This window comes from Immundisolibacter sp. (genome assembly GCF_014359565.1).
In the GTDB taxonomy this organism is placed as follows: Bacteria; Pseudomonadota; Gammaproteobacteria; order Immundisolibacterales; family Immundisolibacteraceae; genus Immundisolibacter.
The window spans coordinates 19,389-40,047 of record NZ_JACIZD010000018.1 but is presented as its reverse complement, the minus strand read 5'-3'; the positions used below and the strand labels follow the sequence as shown (position 1 = coordinate 40,047).

The following is a 20,659-nucleotide window of genomic DNA, read 5'->3' as shown; positions in this document are numbered from 1 at the left end:
CAGGACCCCAGCAGCGCATGATGTTCGGGTCTGCTTGCCGACTCTCAGTCGCCGGCCAGCAGCGCGCGCAGCCCCTTGCGGCTGAGCTTGCCGGTGTTGCCCTTGGGCAGCTCGTCCATGAAGCGGTACTCGCGCGGGCGGGCGTAGGACGCAAGGTCCGTTTCGTGCACGAAAGCGTCCAGTTCCTGCGCCGTCACCTCGCCGCGCGTGACCACGCAGGCCACCACGCGCTGACCCCAGCGTGCATCCGGGACGCCGATCACCGCCGCTTCGCTGACCGCCGGATGGCGCATGACGGCGTCCTCGACGACGCTGGGCAGGATGTTGATGCCGCCGGAGATGATCATGTCGTCGATCCGGCCGCGCAGGTACAGGTAGCGGTCGGCGTCGATCATTCCCATGTCGCCGGAATGCCACCACGGGCCCTCGAACACCTTGCGCGCCAGTTCCGGGCGATACCAGAAACCGACCGCCACCGATGGGCCGCGGATCAGCACCTCGCCCTCCTCGCCCGGCGGCAGCACGTCGTCGGCGGTGCCGCCCGGTTTGATGATGCGGATGTCCGAATTGAGCATCGGCCGCCCGACGCTGTCGATGCGCGACTCGTCCTGCAGGTCGTGCGGGAACATCACCGTGCCGGCCGAGCAGGAGCCGGACTCGGTACTGCCGTAGATGTTGAAGATATTGGGCGAGATGCGCGCCTTGATCTCGCGCAGCGTGGCCGTGTCCATCGGTTCGCCGGCAAAGCCGGCCGAGGTGATCGACGACAGGTCGTAGCCTTCCAGGCCGTGGCGCAGCAGCATGCGCCACATGGTCGGGGCCAGGAAGGCATGCGTGCAGCGCTCGTTCTGCACCGCCTGCAGGAAGCCCTGCGCGTCCCAGTGCGGCATGAACACCACCTTGGCGCCGGCGTTGATCACCGGCAGGGTCACGTTGTACCAGCCGATGAACGCCGTCGACATCATGTTGCACATGGCGTCGGACGGCATCATGCGCCACAGATAGCTGCCGCCGCGGGCGCTTTCCATGAGCGTGCGGTTGCTGTGCATCACGCCCTTGGGCAGGCCGGTGGTACCCGACGACAGGGCGATGATGGCCGTGTCGTGCTCATGGATTTCCATCGGCTCGAAGTCGAGGCGATAGCCCTCCAGATCGCGCGGCAGGATGGGGTCAGTGCCGGCCGTCCGCTGCTCCGGCGGCGTGTGCGGCGACACGATGCGCACAAAGCCGGTCACCAGCCGATTGCGTTGCCGCAGCTCGTCGGCCACGCCGGCGAAGGCGCCGTCGTAGACCAATACCCGCGGCGAGAGCTGTTCCAGGACGCCGCTCAGCGTGCCGACCGACTCGCGCACGTGCAGCGCTGCCGGAATCGCGCCCAGCTCGATGGCGCCAAACAGCGCCACCACATGCTGCACGGAGCCGACCGTCATCAGGGCGACACGATCGCCCTTGCGCACGCCCAGCTGGTGGTACAGCGCGGCGCAGCGCTGCACCTGCTCGCGCAGCTGTGGATAGGTGTAGCGAAACAGGCCGTCCACCACCCGCTCGCCCTGCGGGAACCAGTCCGCCGCACGGTGCAGCATGTCCCGTGCGGTCACATCGCGTGTCGCCATCGCGCCTCCGGGGATGGTGAATTTCCATTCGCCCAACCGTTCGTTTAGCATGAATCTTGCGCATGCAGGCCATGAGCGTCAACCGGCGCCAAGTTCATTGACGGGCGCGAAAAGCCCGTGTTTAGGCCGGTCCTGAGCTACGTGCCACAACGCCGAACACGCCTCTGCGCCAGCGAGCGCATGATGGCCGCCGGCATCATTTGGGAGCGGCGCACGACCGCACATCGACACCCCCGGAGCAAGGCATGGGACCGCTGCAAGGCATCAAAGTCATCGAAATGGTCGGCCTGGGGCCGGGCCCGCTGTGCGCCATGATGCTGGCCGACATGGGTGCGGAAGTGATCCGCGTCGACCGGCCGGGCGGCAACATGTTCAGCGGCGCCAAGGCCGACTTGTTGGGGCGAAACCGCCCATCGCTCGCCGTGGACCTGAAGCACCCGGACGGTGTCGCCACCGTGCTGCGGCTGGTCGAGCAGGCCGATGCCCTGCTGGAGGGCTTTCGCCCCGGCGTGATGGAGCGCCTGGGCCTGGGCCCCGACACATGCCTGGCACGCAACGAGAAGCTCGTCTACGGCCGCATGACCGGCTGGGGCCAGGACGGCCCGCTGGCGCAGGCCGCCGGGCACGACATCAACTACATCGCCCTGGCCGGTGCGCTGCATGCCATCGGCGAGAAGGGCGGCAAGCCGATCCCGCCGCTGAACCTGGTGGGCGATTTCGGCGGCGGCGGCATGTTCCTGGCCTTCGGCATCGTCTGCGGCCTGCTCGAAGCGCAAAAATCCGGCCTCGGGCAGGTCATCGACTGCTCCATGGTCGAGGGCAGCGCCGTGCTGATGGGCATGTTCTACGCCATGCACCAAGCCGGAATGTGGCAGGACGAGCGCGGCAGCAACATGCTCGACGGCGCCTCGCACTACTACAACACCTACGAGACGGCCGACGGCAAATGGGTGTCGGTCGGCGCCATGGAGCCGCAGTTCTACGCCACGCTGGTGCGGGAAACCGGCGCCGATCCGGAATTGTTCAAGAACCAGCACGACGCCAAAGCATGGCCGCAGCTGAAAGCCGAATTGGCCCGCATCTTCAAGACCAGGACGCGCGACGAATGGTCCGCGCTTCTGGAAGGCGGCGACGCCTGCTTCGCGCCCGTGCTGTCGCTGGCCGAGGCGCCCCACCATCCGCACACCGTGGCGCGCGAGAGCTTCATCGAGGTCGATGGCATGCTGCACCCGGCCCCGGCACCCCGCTTCAGCCGCACCCGGCCGGAGCTGAAACATGGCCCGCGCCCGGTCGGAGCAGACACCGATCAGGTTCTCGCGGACTGGGGTTTCGAGGCGGCGCAGATTGCGTGGCTGAAGGCGACTGGTGCCGTTTCGTCCGCGCAGACCACAGATTGATTCAAGGCGCAGCCATCAGCAGCCGGACGGTTGGCCAACGACCGCCCGGCGCCGGGGGCCAGCAGCGGCGATCAGCCGCGCGCGCCCCGCTCGGTGATTTCCACCTCTTCCACCTGCGCGACAGACGTCAGGCCGCGCCGGCGCAGCAGGGCCTCCAGAGTGCCCGCGCCGGTCGCAGCAGGCGGTGGTTCCGGTTCGGTGACGGCCGGCGCTTCGGGCTCGTCTACACGGTCTGCACGCTCGTCGACAGCCTCCAGCCGCGCGTCGTCGCCGGCCGGCGCAGCGTCCGCGAGCTGCGCCGGCTCACTCTGGCCCTGGCCGGGCAGGGCCAGCGGGACCACATCTTCGACCTCCATCTCCTCGGCCAGGTCTTCCAGACTCACCACTTCTTCCTGTGCCGAGGCTTCGGGACTCGGCGCCACATCATCCTGCCCCGTGGCAGGATGCGTTGCAGCCGGTGCCCGGGGCGCGGGTTCAACGACCGCCGCCATGTGCACCGGCGGCACCGGCGTTCCCAGATCGACGACGCTCACGCCGCTGGCCGGCGGCGGGTCCGCAACGTGGGTACCGAGCAATTCGTCAATCGCGGATTCTTCCTGCCAATCCCAGACCGGCTGCCCGGCCTGGGCCCGATCCAGAATTTCGTCCAACGTGTCCAGGAACGCCTCCTGCTCGAACATCGACACGCCGACCTGGTCCATGCCCTGGCGCAGCCGACGCAGCATGCGCGGACGCAGTTCGGCGAGGCGCTGCTGCGCAGAACCTTCCTTGGGGCCAAGACTCCACAGCAACGCGTCCAGCGTGGCCAATGCTTGCTGCCAGGGTGACGCGTCGGCGCCGTGGCGCTCCAGACAGTCCACCAGATACTGCTTCCAATGAGTGCGCAGGAACGCGTCCACCGGGTCCGGCAAGCGCCCGACCTGGTGCCGCCGCTCGGCCAGTTCCTTCTCGGCCCGCGCCGCCAGCGCCTTGCGATGCGACTGCGCGGTTTGTGTCGGATCCGGGGAGGGCAAAGACAAGGTGCGCAGGTCGGCCAGGCCCGTTTCGGCGGCGGCGGCGAATGCCCGATGATCGTCCATGCAGGCTTCGCCGACGCTGTCGATCAGGGCTCCCAGCAGTTCCTGCTGCGGCGCCGTCAGCGGCTCCTGCCAGCCACGGGTGACGGCGATCAACTGATCGAAAAAGCGCCGTCCAAGATGCGAGCGGCGTGCCAGCACGGCGCGATCGCGCAGCGCCAGGCGCAGAAACGGGATCTGCAGCCGGGCGATCTGCAGGCGCGCCGACACCGGCACTGCGCTGTCCGTGAACAGGCTGTCGAACAGCAGCGCCACCATGTCCAGCACCATCTGCTGCGACAGATCCCCGCCGACACCCGCGGCATCGGCCGGCCGCGTGGCGAAACGCGCGAGATCGATCGAAGCCGACCGGCTGCGGCTGCCCGGCTTGTCGTGCTGCTGCAGGGTGGCCAGCAGCTTCATCGCCTCACCGCTCGGGGCGGTCTCACCGCCGGCAAGCGCTCGCTGAATCAGATCGTTCAGGTCAAACTCGGGCGAACCTTGATCCACATCCGCCGCCTGCGCCTGCAGCGGCGGCAGGTCGCTCAGGGTGGTCGGCAAGCCGCGGGTCGCACTCTGCGAGGGCGACATCAGGGCACTCGCCAGGGCGCGGTAGATCGCGGGCAAGGCCACGCCCACATGGCGCTCGAAGAACTTCAGCACCACCAGCCGCACGGCGGGATCCGCTGGCGTGTCCCGACTCGCCGACTCAAACGCGGCGAACACCTGACGCGGTCCAATGATCTCGTCGCCGTCCGGCACGCCCACGGCAAGCGCCAGACCGTCGCGCACTTCGCGCAGCGCGTCGGCGCATTCGGTTTCAGCCCGCCTCACGGCGGCGGTCAGCGCGATGACCTCGCTGCGATCCTGCCCGCTCAGCTGGCGTTGCGCAGGTCCATCACCACGCTCCAAGGCCTGCCAGCAGGCGAGCAACTTGTCTATGAAGCGGCTTTCGATGGTCTCCCGGCCGAGGCGCAGTTCGCGGATGGCGTCGAAGTAATTGCCCCGCTCCAGATCGCTGTCGGCAGACTCCGCCAGCCCAAAAAGGGCATCGTCGAGTTTGCCGAGCATGGCCACGAAAGCAGCCTGCACGGCCGCCAGGAAGGTGTCGCGCGCCGCGGCAAGCACAGACACGTCGTCGCCCCCGGTCGTGGCCGATTTGCGGGAACTCATACGCAAGGTCGCTGTGAAACGCGCGTCACGACACAAGACTCATTCGAAACAGCGCTGCCAGCGCGCCAGATCGTCGCCCGGCACCGGGATCAGCTGAATCCCGTGCAGGTAGTCCGGCGCCACGGGCCGCGACCAGCGCACCTCCCCGCACAGGAAGAACTTGCCGGGCAAGCCGTTCACATTGACCCACAACTCGAGCCGCACGCCGGGCGCCAGCTCACGGTCCAGCCACAGGCCAATGCCGCCTGATGACACGTCGCAGGTGCGCGACGGCAAGGTGGCTCCGGCCAGCTCGGGGGCACCGACCGCACTGACCACTTGCACCAGTAGCCGCTCGTCACGTGATCGACGCCGGTTGGTTCGTCGATCGGCCTCTTCTGGCTGGGACATGTTTCCGCCTGAGATCGATCTGATCGAAGATGTCATGGGAATCCTACACCGCTCCTGCCACATGGTCTGCGTATCGGAACGGCGGAACGAAACTTTACGCGTCTGCCGACGCAAGCGCATGGGCCGCGCGCGTGGTCTGTGGCAGACGATAGCGACCGGTGCAAGCCATGACCCATTCGACCGCTCGCTCCAGACTCAGCCGATGTCCCACCGAGACATAGATGGGCTTGACGCCGACCCGGCTGCGCAGCACCGCGCCGATCACCTCGCCGCGATCATGCAGCGGCACCCAGGCACCACGCCGGTCGGGCACCGGATCGTGCGCACCGACCAGGCGCGTCTTGGCGACACCAATGCAGGGCAGCCCGGTCAGCACTCCGAGGTGGCAGGCGATGCCGAAACGGCGCGGGTGAGCCAGACCCTGACCGTCCACCAGCAGCAGGTCCGCCGGCTGCGCCAGACCGGCCAGCGCCGCCAGCACCGCCGGCAGCTCGCGAAATGACAACAGGCCGGGAACATACGGAAACGCAACCGGCAGCTCGGCCAGCGCCTGCTCGACCGGCCGCAGGTCTGGGAACGACAACACCGCCACGGCCGCCCGGGCGATCTGGCCGCCGCCCGGAAAACCCACGTCCACGCCGGCCACCCGCCGCACGCTGCCGACATCGTCCACCCGCAGGACGCGGCCGGCCAGCTCGCGCTGCAATGCAATGGCCTGCGCCGGGGTTTGCGGCCAGGACAGGTCCGTCGCAATGCCGATGCTATCCTCGCTCACCATGTCCGAGCCTGAATCCTCATCTGCGCTGGCCGCGGCTGTTTCACGCGCGCTCTACGCCCGCGACACAGCCGCCCAGCACCTGGGCATCGTGGTCCAGCACTGCGCCCCCGGGCAGGCGGTGCTGACCATGACCGTCCAGGACGTGATGCTCAACGGCCACGGCATCTGCCACGGCGGCTTCATCTTCAGCCTGGCCGACACCGCCTTCGCCTACGCCTGCAACAGCGGCAACGAGCTCACCGTCGCCCAGCATTGCAGCATCGATTTCCTGCGCCCGGCGCGCGCCGGCGAACAGCTGACCGCGACCGCGCGCGAGGTGGCGCGCCGTCCGCGCAGCGGTATTTACGACGTCACCGTATGCGGCGCAGACGGCGACACGGTGGCCATGTTTCGGGGTCTGTCGCGCAGCCGGCCGGGTACGCCGGTGATCGACGACGCCCCGCCCTGAGCGGGCACGCCTTACAGTCCCTGCGCCTTGGCAGCGTCCCACAGCGCATCCAGCTCGGCGAGTGTGCAGTCCTCGGCCTGCCGGCCGGACGCCTGCAATGCCGCCTCGATGTAGGCAAAGCGGCGCTCGAACTTGGCATTGCCGCGGCGCAGCGCGTCCTCGGCGTCCACCTCGAGGTGCCGGGCCAGATTCGCCATCACGAACAGCAGGTCGCCCAGTTCGTCGGCCACGGCGTCGCGGTCGCCCTGCGCCAGGGCATCGCGCACTTCGGCCAGTTCCTCGTCCAGCTTGTCCAGCACCGGCGCCAGGTCCGGCCAGTCGAACCCGACCCGCGCCGCACGCTGCTGCAGCTTTTGCGCGCGCTTGAGTGCCGGCTGGGCCAGCGCCACACCGGCCAGCACGCCGCCCTGCGGCGCCCGCTCGGCGCGTTCGGCAGCCTTGGCCGCTTCCCAGGCGGCCGAGCGCTCGGCGTCCGTGTCGAACACCGCGCCCGCGAACACGTGCGGGTGGCGACGCAGCAGCTTGTCGCAGATGCCGGCCGCGACGTCCTCGAAATCGAACAAGCCGGCCTCCTGCGCCATCTGCGCGTGGAACACCACCTGCAGCAGCAGGTCGCCCAGTTCCAGGCGCAGATCGTCGAAGTCCTCGCGCGCGATGGCGTCGGCCACCTCGTAAGCTTCCTCCAGCGTGTACGGCGCGACGCTGGCGAAATCCTGGCGCAGATCCCAGGGGCAGCCTTCCTGCGGGTGACGCAGGCGGGCCATGAGTTCGAGCAGACGGCGGGTGTGTTGCATGGCGGCTATTATCGGGGCGGGCGGCAGCGAGCTTCGGCGCTATTCCGGCGGAAAAATATTACATTTCAAAAACAGCACGTTAATAAATCTGCAACAAACCATCTTCAAACTGGCCGCAATTTCATCCAGGGGATACCTGAATGTCGCCAGCAAAAGGCCAGCCCCGGCACTACCGTACGGTGTGGATTTCCGATGTCCATCTGGGTTTCCGGGGCTGCCGGGCAGACTTCCTGCTGGATTTCTTGCATCAGGTCACCTGCGACCGGCTGTACCTGGTCGGCGACATCATCGATTTCTGGAACATGCGCCGCGGCCTGTACTGGCCGCAGGCGCACAACAACGTGGTACGGACCCTGCTGGGCAAGGCCAAGCACGGCACCGAGGTCATCTACGTGCCGGGCAACCACGACGAGCTGCTGCGCGAGCACGATGGCCTGCAGATGGGTAACCTCAGCATCCGCAGCCGGGCCATCCACGAAACCGCCGACGGCCGCCGCCTGCTGGTGATGCACGGCGACGAGTTCGACAGCGTGGTGCAATGCAGCCGCCTGCTCGCCCTGGCCGGCAGCCAGGCCTATGCGCTGCTGCTGCGCGCCAACCGGCTGGTCAACTTCGTGCGCACCAAGCTTGGCCTGCCCTACTGGTCGCTGGCCGGGCACCTGAAGCACAAGGTAAAGAACGCCGTGAATTTCATCTCCAACTTCGAGTCCGCGGTGGCGCTGGCGGCCCGCAAACACGGCGTCGACGGGGTCGTGTGCGGGCACATCCACCGCGCCGAGATCAGCGTCGCCGGCGGTGTGCTGTACCTGAACTGCGGCGATTGGGTGGAGAGCTGCACCGCCCTGGTCGAGCATGGCGATGGCAAGATCGAGCTGCTGCACTGGTCGGATCAACAGCACGCGCTGAAGACCGAAGCCGCCGTGCCGGCGCTCGCGGCATGAGGATCGTACTGGTCAGCGATGCCTGGGAACCGCAGATCAACGGCGTCGTCACCACCCTCAAACGCACCTGCGAGGAGCTGACTGCGCTGGGACACACGGTGGAGGTGATCGGGCCGAACCGCTTTCGCACCCTGCCCTGCCCCGGCTACCGGTCGATCCGCCTGGCGGTGTTGCCGGGCCGGCGTCTGACGCAGATGCTGGACGGACTGGCGCCTGATGCCATCCACATCGCCACCGAAGGTCCGCTCGGCCAGACGGCGCGGCGTTACTGCCTGAACCGTGGCCTGGACTTCACCACCGCCTACCACACGCAGTTTCCGGAGTACCTGGCGTTGCGCACGCCGATCCCGGCGCGCTGGACCTACGCTGCGGTACGCCGCTTTCATGCCCCGGCCGCGCGCACGATGGTCGCCACCGCTTCCCAGCAGGCCTTGCTGGAGGAGCACGGCTTCGAGCATCTGGTGCGCTGGAGCCGCGGCGTGGACACGACGCTGTTCCGGCCACGCGACAAGGACTTCCTGCTCGCGCCGCGACCGATCGCCATGTACGTCGGCCGGGTGGCGGTCGAGAAGAACCTCGACGCCTTCCTGGCGCTGGACCTGCCGGGCAGCAAGTTCGTGGTCGGCGATGGGCCGGCGCTGGCCGGCCTGCGCGAACGCTACCCGACGGTACGCTTCACCGGCTTCAAGCATGGCGAGGAGCTGGCGCAGCACCTGGCGGCAGCGGACGTGTTCGTGTTCCCCAGCCGCACCGACACCTTTGGTCTGGTGCTGCTGGAGGCGATGGCCTGCGGCGTGCCGGTGGCGGCCTTCCCGGTCACTGGACCGAAGGACGTGGTGCTGCCCGACGTGACCGGGGTGCTGCATGAGGATTTGGGCCGCGCCGTCCAGCAAGCTCTGCGCCTGGACCCGGCCGCCTGCGTGGCGCACGCCAAGGCGTATTCGTGGCGCAACGCCACGCTGCAGTTCCTGACCAACCTGGCGCCATTGAGACAACCGGCCAGGCCTGCTGCCGCGCCGGCGCCCGACACCGGCCATTGCTGAGCCCGGCGCGGTGTCGCCGCACGAGGTGACCTTGCCCAATCAGCCAAGCACGGCCCGATAGCCCTCGCGCCAGCTCGGGTACACGAAGCGAAACCCGCTGGCCAGCAGACGCGCATTGCGACAGCGGCGGTTGGCTGCGGGCGGCGGCAGCGGCGCGGACTCGGGCGCCGGCACGCCGATCCAGGCAGCCAGTTCACGCAGCAACTCGGCGTGGTCCGTGGGTTCACAGTCCACGCCCAGGTACAGCGGCGCCGGAGCGGCCACTCCCAGCAGGTGCACGATGGCACGGGCGGCATCGTCACGGTGCATGCGGTTGCTCCAGCGCGGCGCCCCGGCTGCACAGCGCGCCCGACCCTCGCGCAGGCTGCGCAGCAGCGGCCCTTCCCCCGCGCCATACAGCCCGGCCGGGCGCAGCACCAGTCCGGGCAGGCCGCTGTCGCGCAGCATGGATTCGGCGCGCAGCAGGCTGCCCGTCTGCGCGTCATGGGCGCTGACGGGCGAGTCCTCGTCCACCCAATCGCCGTCCCGCTGCGCATACGGCCGCGTGCTGGTCACCAGCACGACTCGCTGCGGCGGCGTGTCGGCGGCGCACAAGGCAGCCAGCAGATTGCCCCAGGCCGCTTCATAGACAGCGCGGTAGGCAGCAGCATCGCCGCTGTCCGGGGCGGCGCAGAACACGACCTGATCGACCCTGGGCAACTGCGGCACGCCGACGGCAAGGTCCGCCGCCAGGGCCTGTACCCGCGGTGGCAGTGCTCGCGCCTGGCGCCGCAGGCCGATGACGTGCCGACCCTGGTCAAGCAGCAGGCGCGCCAGCCGGCTACCCAGATCGCCACAGCCTGCGATCAGCACCGTGCGGGGTATTTGGCGGCCGTCCATTCAGTGCCTCTGTCGGATTTACGCGAGCCGATCGGCAACGCAGGTGTCACGCCGCTGGGTTAATCTACTTCGACACACAAACCGCTGGTCTGACCGGCAGCTTGCGTGCACACCCCACTTGCCTGCCTGTCGCCCGACCCCCGGCGGTCGGTTCGCGACCAGGAACACACGACCCGAGGAGCCTTCCATGAAGCTTTACTACACCCCTGGTGCCTGTTCCATGGCCCCGCACATTGCCCTGCGCGAAGCCGGCCTGAGCTTCGACCTGGAAAAGGTCGACCTGATGGGCAAGAAGACCGAAACCGGCGCCGATTTCACCACCATCAACCCGAAAGGCTACGTGCCGGCCCTGCAGCTGGACAACGGCCAGGTGCTGACCGAGGTCGGCGTGCTGCTGCAGTACATCGCCGACCAGAAGCCGGCCAGCGGCCTGGCACCGGCCGCCGGAACCCTTGAGCGCTACCGCCTGATGGAGGTGCTGAACTTCATCGCCACCGAGCTGCACAAGAGCTTCGGCCCGCTGTTCAACCCGGCCTCCACCGATGAGGCCAAGAAAGCCGCCATCGACATGATCGGCAAGCGCTTTGGGTATCTGGACCAGCAACTGGCCGGCAAACAGTACCTGCTCGGCGACACCTTCACCGTGGCCGACTGCTACTTCGGCACCGTGCTCGGCTGGTGCCAGTACGCCAAGCTGGACCTGTCGCCGTGGCCGAACATCGGCGCCTATGCTGGCCGCGTGATGTCCCGCCCGGCAGTGCTCGAGACGCTGAAGGCCGAAGGTCTGATGGGCTGACAGCAACACCGAAGGGTCTGCGAGAACCGGCCCTGCCGTCACGGCGGGGCCGGTTTTTTTTGGCCTGTCGAGACCAGGCTCGTGCCCACGCCGGGAACCGACCCGGCAGCCTGCTAGAATTTTCCGCCCCGCCCGCCATCCATTCGCGCAGGAATCGGCTTTGCGTTCACTGCTCCAGTCCCTTATCGCCCAGGCCCTGACCCGACTGCACGAGGACGGTGTCCTCCCCGGCGTGCCGGCCCCCGACGAGGTGCACATCGAGCGGACCCGCGACAAGACCCACGGCGATTTCGCCAGCAACGTCGCCATGACGCTCGGCAAGGCTGCGCGCACCGCGCCGCGGGCATTGGCCGAGCGCATCGCCGCCGCCCTGCCGGCCGCCAGTGCCGTCGAACGGGTGGAGATCGCCGGTCCCGGCTTCATCAACTTCTTCCTGCATCCGACTGCCCAGTTGGGCGTGCTGCTGGAGGTGCTCGAGGCTGGCGACGCCTATGGCCAAGGCCGGATCGGCAACGGCCAGCGCGTGCACCTGGAGTTCGTGTCCGCCAACCCGACCGGCCCGCTGCACGTGGGCCACGGCCGCGGCGCGGCGTACGGGTCCAGCCTGGCCAACCTGCTGAGCACGGCCGGTTTCGAGGTCGAGCGCGAGTACTACGTCAACGACGCCGGCCGGCAGATGGACATCCTGGCCGTCAGCGTGTGGCTGCGCTACCTGGAGTTCCTGGGCCAGGAACTGCCCTTCCCCGCCGGCGGCTACCGCGGCGATTACGTGCGCGCCATCGCCGTCTCGCTCGAACAGCAGGTCGCCGACGGTTTTCGCAGGACCGTCAGCGAGGTACTGGATGGCCTGCCGCCGGACGGCCCGCAGGGCGGCGATGCCGACCAGTACCTGGACGCGCTGATCGCCCGCGCCAAGCTGCTGCTGGGCAGTGTCGATTACGGCCGCCTGCACCGCCACGGCTGCGACACCATCCTGGCCGACATCGACGACGACCTGACGGCGTTCGGGGTCAGCTTCGATCGCTGGTTTCGCGAGAGCAGCCTGGTCGACAGCGGCGCGCTGGACCGCGCCATCCAGGCCCTGCGTGCCGGGGATCACCTGTACCAGAAGGACGGCGCCTGGTGGTTTCGGGCCACCGCCTTCGGCGATCGCCAGGACCGGGTGGTCATCCGCGAGAACGGCGAGCCGACCTACTTCGCCAGCGATGTTGCGTATCACCTGGACAAACTGAACCGCGGCTTCGACCGCATCATCGACATCTGGGGCGCCGACCACCACGGTTACATGGACCGCATCCGCGCCGCCCTGCGCGCCCTGCACGGCGATGACTCGACGCTGACCGTGCTGCTGGTGCAGTTCGCGGTCCTGTACCGAGGCCTGGAGAAGGTCTCCATGTCCACCCGCAGCGGCGAGTTCGTGACCCTGCGCGAGCTGTGCGACGAGGTCGGCAACGACGCGGCGCGGTTTTTCTACGTGCTGCGCAAGTGCGACCAGCACCTGGACTTCGACCTCGAGCTGGCCCGCTCCAGCAGCAACGACAACCCGGTCTACTACGTGCAGTACGCGCATGCGCGCATCGGCGCGGTGCTGCGCCAGCTCGCCGAGCGCGGCCTGAAGTACGAACAACCCGCGGCCGAGGCGCTGGCCCTGCTGGCCGAACATCCGGAGCTGGATCTGGCCGCCGCGCTGGCCCGTTACCCGGAACTGATCGAAAGCGCCGCCCTGGCCTATGAGCCGCACCAGATCGCCTACTACCTGCGCGAGCTGGCCGCGCTGTTTCATGCCTACTACAACAACCATCCCTTCCTGGTGGACGACGCCGAGCTGCGCAACGCGCGTCTGACGCTGGTACTGGCGGTGCGTCAGGTGCTCAGGAACGGCCTGCGCCTGCTGGGCGTATCGGCGCCGGAGCAGATGTAATGGCCGTCAAGCGACGCGGCGCGCAGCGCGCCGGCGGCGGCGTCTGGGCGCGGGGCTTTTTCACCGGGCTGGCCAGCGGCGGCCTGGCGGCGGCGATGGTCTATTTTTCAGTGCTCAGCCCGGACCCGGCAGCCATACCCGACGCCACACCCAAGGCGGCCGATGCCGCCAAGACCGTCAGCGGCCCCAAGCCGAAGTTCGAGTTCTACACCATCCTGCCGGAACTCGAAGTGCCGGTACCGGACCAGCCGTCCGGGGAGACACGTCAGGCCAGCGTGCCGCCCGCGCTGCAAACCCCGCCGCCGCCCATTCAGGGAACGGTCGCGCCGGGCGCCGCGGGTGCGCCCAGCCAGCCCCTGCCTGCGCCACAGGCACTGCCGCCGGTAACACCTCCCGCCAGCACCAGCGGGCGCTACATCCTGCAGGCCGGCTCTTCGCGCAACGGTGCCGATGCCGAGCGCCTGCGCGCCAGTCTCGCCCTGCAGGGCATGGTGGCGCAGGTGCAGCCGGTCAACATCAACGGCGAGACCTGGCACCGCATCCGGGTCGGACCGTTCGCGTCGCGCGCCGAGGCTGACGCCGCCCAGCGCCAGCTGCACGGCGCCAAGATCAACACCATGCTGCTGGAACTGCGTGCTCCCTGACACGCAGCCGCCACAACGCCGCCCTATCCTTACCCGTTTCGACCCGCCCTGGAGACCCTCGCCGCCATGATCACCCAGACCCCCACCCTGCACGCCTTCGTGTCCGGCCGCAGCGAGGGCTTCACGCCGCTGAACGCCTTCGACGGCGCGCTGCTCGACGCCGGCGTCGGCAACACCAACCTGGTCAAGATGTCGTCCATCGTGCCGCCGGCCACGCGCGAGGTGGCCGTGGCCGACATGCGCCTGCCGCCGGGCGCACTGGTGCCGATCGCCTATGCGGCGATGGAATCGGACATCCCTGGCTCGATGATCTGCGCCGCCGTGGCCGCCGCCTGGACGCATGACCCGGCCAAGCCGGGGCTGATCATGGAATACCACTCCCACGGCCACCGCGAGGACGCCGAGCGCGTGGTGCGGCGCATGGCCGAGGAAGGCATGAAGATGCGCGGCTGGGAAATCCGCGAACTGAAATCGCTGGCCATCGACATGCAGGTGGAAAAGATCGGCTGCGTGTTCGCCGCCGTCGTACTGTGGCACCACGAGGCCTGAGCCATGCTGGACGACACCTGGTACACCGAACAATGGGCCGGCGAAGGCAGCGCCATCTCGCTTGAGCTGAAGGAACAAATCCACGACTTCCAGTCGCCCTACCAGCGCGTGGAAGTGTTCCAGACCACGCGCTTTGGCAAGCTGATGACCCTCGACGGCCTGGTCATGGTCACCGAGCGGGACGAGTTCGTGTACCACGAGATGCTGGTGCACCCGGCCATGTTCACCCACGCCGATCCGAAGCGCGTGCTGATCATCGGCGGCGGTGACTGCGGCACCCTGCGCGAGGTGCTCAAGCACGACAGCGTGCAGCAGGTGGACATGGTCGAGCTCGACCAGGCGGTCACCGAGGCGGCGGCGCTGCACTTTCCCACCTTGCATGCGGCCAGCTTCGACCCGCGCGCGCGGCTGTACTTCCAGGACGGCATCGCCTGGGTGGCGGATGCCGAGCCGGGCAGCTACGACGTGATCCTGATCGACTCCACCGACCCGGTCGGCCCGGCGCAGGGGCTGTTCAGCGTGGACTTCTACCGCAACTGCCAGCGCGCGCTGGCGAGCGGTGGCGTACTGGCTGCGCAGAGCGAATCGCCGCTGTTCCATGCCGACCTGATCCGCGCCATGCAGCGCGACCTGAAAGCCGCCGGCTTCAACGACGTGGCCACCGTGGATTTTCCGCAGTGCACCTACCCATCCGGCTGGTGGAGCGTGACCATCGGCGCACGCGACGGGTCGGCCAGCACCTTCCGCGGCGAAGGCGGTGCGCCGCCGACGCTTGCCAGCCGCTACTACAACGCCGCCCGCCACCGCGGTGCGCTGGCTCCAGCCCAGTTCATGCTCGGCTGAAACGGCCACTTCCTCACGCCATCACCAGGAGTTCATCCCCGATGACAGCCATCAAGCGCGTCACCAAGGCAGTTTTCCCGGTCGCCGGTCTTGGCACGCGCTTCCTGCCGGCCACCAAGGCGAACCCGAAGGAAATGCTGCCGGTAGTGGACAAGCCGCTGATCCAGTACGCGGTCGAGGAAGCGGTGGCGGCCGGCATCACCGAGCTGGTGTTCATCACCGGACGCAGCAAGCGCGCCATCCCGGACCACTTCGACACCGCCTACGAACTCGAGGCCACGCTCGAGAAAGGCGGCAAGAACGACATGCTCGAACTGGTGCGCAACATCACGCCGCCGAATGTCACCTGCATCTACATCCGCCAGGCGGCGCCGCTGGGTCTGGGCCACGCCGTGCTGTGCGCCGCGCCGGTGGTCGGCGACGCGCCGTTTGCGGTGCTGCTGGCCGACGACCTGATCGCCGCCCGCGACCCCGGCCTGCACACCGCCACCTGCCTGAAGGACATGATCGATGTCTACAACCAGCGCGGCGCCAGCATCATCGGGGTCGAGGAAATCCCGATCGAGTTCTCGCGCCGTTACGGCATCGTCAAGCCGCGCGCGGTCGGCAACGGCCTGTACGAAGTCGACGATATCGTCGAGAAGCCGGCGCCGGAAAACGCCCCGTCCAACCTGGGCGTGGTCGGCCGCTACGTGCTCACGCCGCGCGTGTTCGACCTGCTGCGCGCCACCCAGCGCGGCGCCGGCGGCGAGATCCAGCTCACCGACGCCCTGGCCGAGCTGATCAAGTTCGAACGCCTGTTCGCCTACAACATCCCCGGCCACCGCTACGACTGCGGCAGCAAGCTGGGGTATCTGGAAGCCACTATCGAGTACGGCCTGCGCCACCCGGAGCTCGGCGAGGACTTCAAGCAATTCCTGCTCGAGCGCGCCAACGAGTCCTTCGAGCCGCGCTCTTGAGCGACGCGCTCGCCGCCGAGGCCTGGGCCGTCTACCGCGCCGCCGAGTGCCTGTACGACGAGGCGACCGTGCGCGCCGCGGTCGATCGCCTGGCCGGCGAGGTCACGGCGGCGCTGGCGGGCCACAATCCGCTGCTGCTGTGTCCGATGACCGGCGGCGTGGTGCTGGCCGGCCACCTGCTGCCGCAGCTCGATTTCCCGCTGGAGTTCGATTACATCCACGCCACCCGCTACGCGGGCGCGCTCAGCGGCGGCGAACTGGCCTGGAAAGTCACGCCCACGGCCGAACTGGCCGGCAGGCATGTGCTGATCGTGGACGACGTGCTCGACCGCGGCATCACCCTGGCCGCGCTGGTCGATTTTTGCCGGCGCGCCGGCGCCGCCAGCGTGCATACCCTGGTACTGGTGGACAAACGCTGCCAGCGCGAGGCAGCCATAGAGGCCGATTTCGTGGGGCTGACCACGCCCGACCGCTACCTGTTCGGCTGGGGCATGGACTACAAGGGCTATCTGCGCAACGTGCCGGGCATCTACGCCGTGACGCAAGCGTCATGATCGCGATCCTCGGCGGATCGGGCCTGGACCGCTGGCCGCAACTGGGCCCGCTCACGCCACAGTCGGTCAGCACGCCCTATGGCGAGCCGGCGGCGCCGCTGCTGTGCGGCCAGGTCGGCGGCATCGCGGTGTGTTTCCTGCCCCGCCACGGCGCCGCCCACAGCCTGCCGCCGCACCGCATCAACTACCGCGCCAACCTGTGGGCGCTCAAGCAGGCCGGCGCGCGCGCCGTGCTGGCGGTGGCCACCGTCGGCTCGATCCCGGCCCACATCCCGCCCGGCGCCCTGGTGCTGCCGGACCAGATCGTGGACTACACCCACGGCCGCGAAGCGACCTTCTTCGACGGCGATCCCGTTGACGGCGCAGGCGGCCGCGTCGAACACATCGAGTTCACCGAGCCCTACGACGCCGGCCTGCGCGGGGCGCTGCGCACGGCAGCGGCCGAGCACGGCATCGCCCTCATCGACGGCGCCACCTATGCCGCCACGCAGGGGCCGCGCCTGGAAACCCGCGCCGAAATCGACCGCCTGGAGCGCGACGGCTGCCACATCGTGGGCATGACCGGCATGCCCGAAGCCGCCCTGGCGCGGGAACTTGCCCTGCCCTACGCCTGCCTGGCAGTGGTCGCCAACCGCGCCGCCGGGCGAGGGGGCAGCAGCCTGCTGGCCGAGATCGAGCAGCATCTGGCCGGTGGCATCGCCGCCGCCCAGCGGCTGCTCGTGGCCGCCCTGCCGCGCCTGGCCGCCACCTGCCAGCCGGCCCCAGGCACCGCCCCGGCACCGGGGCGCCCGCTGTAGAATCCCGCCCATGCCGGGCCATGGTGGGCACACACACAGGTCCGGCCTCAAGTCCGCGCGTCCGCTGCCGATAGATGTTGTCGGTAGGCCCGGCGCTGGCGTGCAACGGGCGGATGACCAGTCACTACAGGGCGCGACGCATGATCCTGCTGACCAGCGAGGACGCCTCGTTGATGGACCGCTGGGCGGTGGCGGTGGGCGGGCGCGGCACGCTGATCCGGCGCGTGCGTCTGCTGGCGGAAGCCGAAGGCACCCTGGCCGGGCGGCGGCCCGATGTCATGCTGCTGGATTTATCGCTGACCGATCTGTCGCTGTCTGGCGCTGCCGGCATTGCCGGCTTGCTCAGTTTCAGCCCGCAGACGCGGATCATCGCGCTCAGCCACCAGCCCAACGACGAGGAGGGCATCGCCGCCCTGCGCGCCGGCGCCCGCGGCTACTGCAACGCCTACATCGACCCGCGTCTGCTGGCCAAGGCGGTCACCACGGTGCAAAACGGCGAGGCGTGGGTTGGCCGGCGCCTGACCGACCGGCTGGTGGCGCTGGTCGGACAGAACGCGCCGCTGCAGGTGGACACCGACGGCAGCATCGACCTTGACCTGCTCACCGCCCGCGAGCAGCAAATCGCGCTGCAGATCGGCATGGGCAGCAGCAACAAGCTCATCGCCCAGCGCCTTGGCATTACCGAGCGTACCGTCAAGGCGCATCTGGGCTCGGTGTTCGCCAAGCTCGGCGTGCACGACCGCCTGCAACTGGCGCTGCTGGTGACCGCTCGGATGCAATACACCAGCCCCACCACGCCGGTGTGCTGAGCGCCGCGGCGCAGCAACCAAAGTCCAATAGCCACGGCGGGCAACTGCCGGCATAGTGCGCAGCAACGCGCCGCAAGGCGGCATCCGGTGAGACATCGCAATGGAAACCATAGGCTCGATCAGCGCCGTGTGCGGTCGCGTGACGTGCGTGGACCCGAACGGCAACACCCGCCTGCTGTCTCGCGGCGAGCCGGTATTCGCCGATGACACGCTGGTCGCGGCGCTGGACGCCGCGGCCGCGGTGCAGCTGTCATCCGGTGCCTGCCTGCATGTGGCGCCCGGCAAGCTGGTGGTGCTCGACGCCGACGTGTTCGAGACCGAGGAATCGGCCGACGACGGCAGCCTGCGCCTGGCGGACGTCAATCGGGTGCTGGGCTGGCTCGATTCGCCCGCCCGCCGCTCGGTCGCCTGACAAGCCGGCTTCGACGGCGTCCGGCGTCGCCCGGACAACGCTCGAACGACGCTCGTCTCAGCACCCGGCGCCGCGGGGCTGGTTCTTCATGTGCAGTTTCCACGCGTAGCCGGCCAGGTTGTCGCCGAACGAAATCGCCTTGCGCGGCAGGCGCAGCAGGTCCTGGCCCGGATACGCCGCCGCCCGATCGCAGGTGGTGGCGCTGACGTACCCCGCCTCGGCGACCATCGCCACCACCGCCTCGTCGTAGCTGCCGTAGGGATAGCAGAAATGGCGCACCGGCGCGCCCAGCACCGCTTCGAGCCGGTGCCTGCTGTCGCTCACTTCCTGCCCGGCCACATCCGGGTCGATCTGCGCCAGGCGTTGATGGGACAGGCCGTGGCTGCCAAAGTCGACGCCCGCCCGGTGCAGCTCGCGCACCCGCGAGGCACTCATCAGCGGCGGCGTGGCCCGGCCGTCGGCGGCAAACCAGGCCGCCGGCTGGCCGAGCCGATCCGCCAGCAGGTAGACCATGGCCGGAAAGCCGTACTGCGCCAGCACCGGCCAGGCGTACTCGTAGAAGTTCTCGTAACCGTCGTCGAAGGTGAGCACCACCGCCCGCGACGGCAGCGGGCGCTCGCCGCGCAGACCGGCGATGGCCTCGTCCAGCCGCAGCACCGTGTAGCGCAGGCGATGCAGCCAGGCCATCTGCGCGGCGAAGTTGCGGTGATCGCAGTAGGTCGAGCGGTGTTCGCGCATCGGCGCGAACTGGCCCACCTGGTGATACATGAGGATGGATACCCGGCCGGTGCCCGTCATGTCAGTGCCCCAGCAGGTACCGGTACAGGTCCAGATAGGCACCGACCACGGCTTCCCGGCTGAAGTCGCGGCCAATGCGAACCTGACCGGCGGCGGCCAGGGCGGCGCGCCGGGCATCGTTCGGCAGCAGGCTGGCGATGGCTCCGGTCAACGCGGCCACGTCCTCGCACGGCACCTGCACGGCATCGACGTCGGGGCAGGTGATTTCGCGCGCGCCGTGGCAGGCGCTGCTCAGCACCGGCCGCCCGTGCGCCCAGGCTTCCAGGATCACGTTGCCCAGCGCCTCCGCTGCCCGCGACGGGAACACCACCAGATCGGCCAGCGCGTAGAACGGCGCCGGATCGGCCTGCCAACCGGCGAAGTGCACCCGCCCGGCCACGCCCAGCTGACGGGCCTGCTCCTGCAGCGACTCCCGCAGCGGGCCGTCGCCCAGCAGCAGCAACCCGACCGGCCGCCCGGCAATGGCGCGCGGCAGCCTGGCAAACGCCTGCAGCAGCACGTCCCAGCCCTTGACCGGCACACAGCGGCCGACCGCCAGCAGCAGCCAGGCATCGGCCGGCAAGGGCAGACCGGCGCGCAGGTCGGCCGCCTGCGACGGCGCAAGCGGCGCCGGTGCGTCCACGAAATTGCCGATCAGGTGCACGCGCCGCGCCGGCAAGCCGGCCGCCAGCAGGTGGTCCGCCAAGCCGCGACTGTTCACCACCACGGCATCGGCATGGGCAAAACGCGCCGGCGTGTAATAGCCGCCCAGCCGTGCCACGTGCACCATGCCGCGCGGCGCCCGCGTCAGGCGCGTGGCGCGGCTCATCCAGGTCTGCACCAGGTCCGGCCGCAGCCGCTGCAGCTCGCGCCGCACTTCCAGCCGGGACAGCGGATCCCACACCGTGCGCAGCGGCAGGGCCGAGCGCGCCATATCCGGCGGCAGATCGGCCAGCAGCGCGCCACCCTCGCGCAGCAGCGCGTGAACCTCGCACTCGCGCTCCATCAGCCCGCTGCAAAGCCGCTTGAAAAAGCCCTCCGCGCCACCCAGGCCGCGGCTGGCGATGAGCTGTACGGTACGCAAACC

The 20,659-nt window shown here is 69.0% G+C and carries 22 protein-coding genes; 14 read left to right on the top strand and 8 right to left on the bottom strand.

All coding sequences use genetic code 11. The features are described from left to right. Nucleotides 1-44: 44 nt before the first annotated feature. Nucleotides 45-1,613 carry a class I adenylate-forming enzyme family protein gene (locus tag H5U26_RS13600; protein ID WP_290620613.1) on the bottom strand — a complete coding sequence of 523 codons (1,569 nt, stop codon included), beginning with the start codon at nucleotides 1,611-1,613 and terminating at the stop codon, nucleotides 45-47. A gap of 245 nt (nucleotides 1,614-1,858) precedes the next feature. Here H5U26_RS13600 and H5U26_RS13595 point away from each other — a divergent pair, with 245 nt between their 5' ends. After that, the gene (locus tag H5U26_RS13595; protein ID WP_290620611.1) at nucleotides 1,859-3,010 is read left to right on the top strand and encodes a CaiB/BaiF CoA-transferase family protein; all 1,152 of its coding nucleotides are present in this window, start codon (nucleotides 1,859-1,861) and stop codon (nucleotides 3,008-3,010) included. Between the two features lie 71 nt (nucleotides 3,011-3,081). Here the strand turns inward: H5U26_RS13595 and H5U26_RS13590 are convergent, their stop codons facing one another. The 3 genes from H5U26_RS13590 to nfi all read right to left on the bottom strand — a co-directional run bounded on the left by H5U26_RS13590 (nucleotide 3,082) and on the right by nfi (nucleotide 6,406). Beyond that, nucleotides 3,082-5,199 carry a DUF1631 family protein gene (locus tag H5U26_RS13590; RefSeq protein ID WP_290620609.1) on the bottom strand — a complete coding sequence of 706 codons (2,118 nt, stop codon included), beginning with the start codon at nucleotides 5,197-5,199 and terminating at the stop codon, nucleotides 3,082-3,084. 78 nt (nucleotides 5,200-5,277) lie between these two features. Beyond that, the gene (locus tag H5U26_RS13585) at nucleotides 5,278-5,628 is read right to left on the bottom strand and encodes a PilZ domain-containing protein (protein WP_290620607.1); all 351 of its coding nucleotides are present in this window, start codon (nucleotides 5,626-5,628) and stop codon (nucleotides 5,278-5,280) included. Nucleotides 5,629-5,722: 94 nt separating this feature from the next. After that, on the bottom strand, nucleotides 5,723-6,406 hold the full coding sequence (nfi, locus tag H5U26_RS13580; RefSeq protein ID WP_290620605.1) for a deoxyribonuclease V: 684 nt from the start codon (nucleotides 6,404-6,406) through the stop codon (nucleotides 5,723-5,725). On the opposite strand from nfi, the gene paaI reads away from it, so the two are divergent. Further along, nucleotides 6,405-6,854 carry a hydroxyphenylacetyl-CoA thioesterase PaaI gene (paaI, locus tag H5U26_RS13575; RefSeq protein ID WP_290620603.1) on the top strand — a complete coding sequence of 150 codons (450 nt, stop codon included), beginning with the start codon at nucleotides 6,405-6,407 and terminating at the stop codon, nucleotides 6,852-6,854. The two genes, nfi and paaI, sit on opposite strands and share 2 nt — an antisense overlap. A gap of 11 nt (nucleotides 6,855-6,865) precedes the next feature. On the opposite strand, the gene mazG is transcribed toward paaI, so the two are convergent. Beyond that, on the bottom strand, nucleotides 6,866-7,648 hold the full coding sequence (mazG, locus tag H5U26_RS13570) for a nucleoside triphosphate pyrophosphohydrolase (RefSeq protein ID WP_290620601.1): 783 nt from the start codon (nucleotides 7,646-7,648) through the stop codon (nucleotides 6,866-6,868). A 140-nt stretch (nucleotides 7,649-7,788) separates the two neighbouring features. Between mazG and H5U26_RS13565 the strand changes: the two genes are divergently transcribed. Together H5U26_RS13565 and H5U26_RS13560 are read left to right on the top strand one after the other, a co-directional pair. Next, on the top strand, nucleotides 7,789-8,589 hold the full coding sequence (locus H5U26_RS13565; protein WP_290620599.1) for a UDP-2,3-diacylglucosamine diphosphatase: 801 nt from the start codon (nucleotides 7,789-7,791) through the stop codon (nucleotides 8,587-8,589). After that, nucleotides 8,586-9,632: a glycosyltransferase family 1 protein gene (locus H5U26_RS13560; protein WP_290620597.1), complete on the top strand. Its 1,047-nt coding sequence runs from the start codon at nucleotides 8,586-8,588 to the stop codon at nucleotides 9,630-9,632. Before H5U26_RS13565 ends, H5U26_RS13560 begins: the two co-directional genes overlap by 4 nt. A 39-nt stretch (nucleotides 9,633-9,671) precedes the next feature. On the opposite strand, the gene H5U26_RS13555 is transcribed toward H5U26_RS13560, so the two are convergent. Continuing rightward, a complete protein-coding gene (locus H5U26_RS13555) occupies nucleotides 9,672-10,511 on the bottom strand; it encodes an NAD(P)H-binding protein (RefSeq protein ID WP_290620595.1) in 840 nt (279 codons plus the stop codon). 187 nt (nucleotides 10,512-10,698) lie between these two features. Between H5U26_RS13555 and gstA the strand changes: the two genes are divergently transcribed. The 10 genes from gstA (at nucleotide 10,699) to H5U26_RS13505 (ending at nucleotide 18,795) form a co-directional block, all read left to right on the top strand. Further along, nucleotides 10,699-11,307 (top strand): glutathione transferase GstA, encoded by a 609-nt coding sequence (gstA, locus tag H5U26_RS13550; protein ID WP_290620593.1) that lies wholly within the window; start codon nucleotides 10,699-10,701, stop codon nucleotides 11,305-11,307. 160 nt (nucleotides 11,308-11,467) lie between these two features. Then, nucleotides 11,468-13,228 (top strand): arginine--tRNA ligase, encoded by a 1,761-nt coding sequence (gene argS / locus H5U26_RS13545; RefSeq protein ID WP_290620591.1) that lies wholly within the window; start codon nucleotides 11,468-11,470, stop codon nucleotides 13,226-13,228. After that, nucleotides 13,228-13,872, top strand: coding sequence for an SPOR domain-containing protein (locus tag H5U26_RS13540; RefSeq protein ID WP_290620589.1), 645 nt, complete (start codon nucleotides 13,228-13,230; stop codon nucleotides 13,870-13,872). Before argS ends, H5U26_RS13540 begins: the two co-directional genes overlap by 1 nt. A gap of 66 nt (nucleotides 13,873-13,938) precedes the next feature. Then, the gene (locus H5U26_RS13535) at nucleotides 13,939-14,421 is read left to right on the top strand and encodes an arginine decarboxylase, pyruvoyl-dependent (protein WP_290620587.1); all 483 of its coding nucleotides are present in this window, start codon (nucleotides 13,939-13,941) and stop codon (nucleotides 14,419-14,421) included. Nucleotides 14,422-14,424: 3 nt separating this feature from the next. Beyond that, nucleotides 14,425-15,264, top strand: a complete 840-nt coding sequence (gene speE, locus H5U26_RS13530; RefSeq protein WP_290620585.1) for a polyamine aminopropyltransferase — start codon at nucleotides 14,425-14,427, stop codon at nucleotides 15,262-15,264. 41 nt (nucleotides 15,265-15,305) lie between these two features. Next, a complete protein-coding gene (gene galU, locus H5U26_RS13525) occupies nucleotides 15,306-16,223 on the top strand; it encodes a UTP--glucose-1-phosphate uridylyltransferase GalU (protein WP_290620583.1) in 918 nt (305 codons plus the stop codon). Further along, nucleotides 16,220-16,777, top strand: a complete 558-nt coding sequence (locus H5U26_RS13520) for a hypoxanthine-guanine phosphoribosyltransferase (protein ID WP_290620581.1) — start codon at nucleotides 16,220-16,222, stop codon at nucleotides 16,775-16,777. Before galU ends, H5U26_RS13520 begins: the two co-directional genes overlap by 4 nt. Then, nucleotides 16,774-17,574, top strand: a complete 801-nt coding sequence (locus tag H5U26_RS13515) for an S-methyl-5'-thioinosine phosphorylase (RefSeq protein ID WP_290620579.1) — start codon at nucleotides 16,774-16,776, stop codon at nucleotides 17,572-17,574. The genes H5U26_RS13520 and H5U26_RS13515 overlap by 4 nt, the downstream gene beginning before the upstream one ends. Before the next feature lie 140 nt (nucleotides 17,575-17,714). After that, the gene (locus tag H5U26_RS13510) at nucleotides 17,715-18,383 is read left to right on the top strand and encodes a response regulator transcription factor (protein WP_290620577.1); all 669 of its coding nucleotides are present in this window, start codon (nucleotides 17,715-17,717) and stop codon (nucleotides 18,381-18,383) included. A gap of 100 nt (nucleotides 18,384-18,483) precedes the next feature. Further along, nucleotides 18,484-18,795 carry a hypothetical protein gene (locus H5U26_RS13505; RefSeq protein ID WP_290620575.1) on the top strand — a complete coding sequence of 104 codons (312 nt, stop codon included), beginning with the start codon at nucleotides 18,484-18,486 and terminating at the stop codon, nucleotides 18,793-18,795. A 57-nt stretch (nucleotides 18,796-18,852) separates the two neighbouring features. On the opposite strand, the gene H5U26_RS13500 is transcribed toward H5U26_RS13505, so the two are convergent. Then, nucleotides 18,853-19,593, bottom strand: coding sequence for a polysaccharide deacetylase family protein (locus H5U26_RS13500; protein ID WP_290620573.1), 741 nt, complete (start codon nucleotides 19,591-19,593; stop codon nucleotides 18,853-18,855). 1 nt (nucleotide 19,594) lies between these two features. Further along, the gene (locus tag H5U26_RS13495; protein WP_290620571.1) at nucleotides 19,595-20,656 is read right to left on the bottom strand and encodes a glycosyltransferase; all 1,062 of its coding nucleotides are present in this window, start codon (nucleotides 20,654-20,656) and stop codon (nucleotides 19,595-19,597) included. Nucleotides 20,657-20,659: the final 3 nt, after the last annotated feature.